At 63.1% G+C, this 377-nt stretch carries 2 protein-coding genes; both read left to right on the forward strand.

Features of this window, described 5'->3' with window-relative positions:
- Positions 1 to 242, forward strand: a 242-nt coding sequence (locus C6558_RS39365; RefSeq protein WP_199197162.1) for an electron transfer flavoprotein subunit alpha/FixB family protein, incomplete at its 5' end; no start/stop codon positions are given.
- 8 nt (positions 243 to 250) lie between these two features.
- On the forward strand, positions 251 to 377 hold a 127-nt coding region (locus C6558_RS39370; protein ID WP_146160869.1), incomplete at its 3' end, for an FAD-dependent oxidoreductase.

Consider the following 377-nt stretch of genomic DNA (forward strand, 5'->3'; position numbering starts at 1 on the left):
CAGTCGACGCCGGTTATGCCCCGAACGACTGGCAGGTCGGCCAGACCGGCAAGGTGGTTGCCCCAGATCTCTACATTGCCTGCGGCATCTCCGGTGCGATCCAGCATCTGGCCGGCATGAAGGACTCAAAGGTGATCGTCGCCATCAACAAGGACGAGGAGGCGCCGATCTTCCAGGTTGCCGAATACGGCCTCGTCGCCGACCTGTTCGAAGCCCTGCCGGAGCTCGAAAAGGCGCTGTGAGCGAGGACATGAGCGAGGCGATGGATCTACCCGAGCGCGAGAGTATGGAGTTCGACGTGGTGATCGTCGGCGCGGGGCCTGCGGGGCTTTCGGCTGCGATCCGGTTGAAGCAGGTCAATCCCGAGCTTTCGGTGG

The organism is Ensifer sp. NM-2 (assembly GCF_003024455.1).
Lineage (GTDB): Bacteria > Pseudomonadota > Alphaproteobacteria > Rhizobiales > Rhizobiaceae > Ensifer > Ensifer canadensis.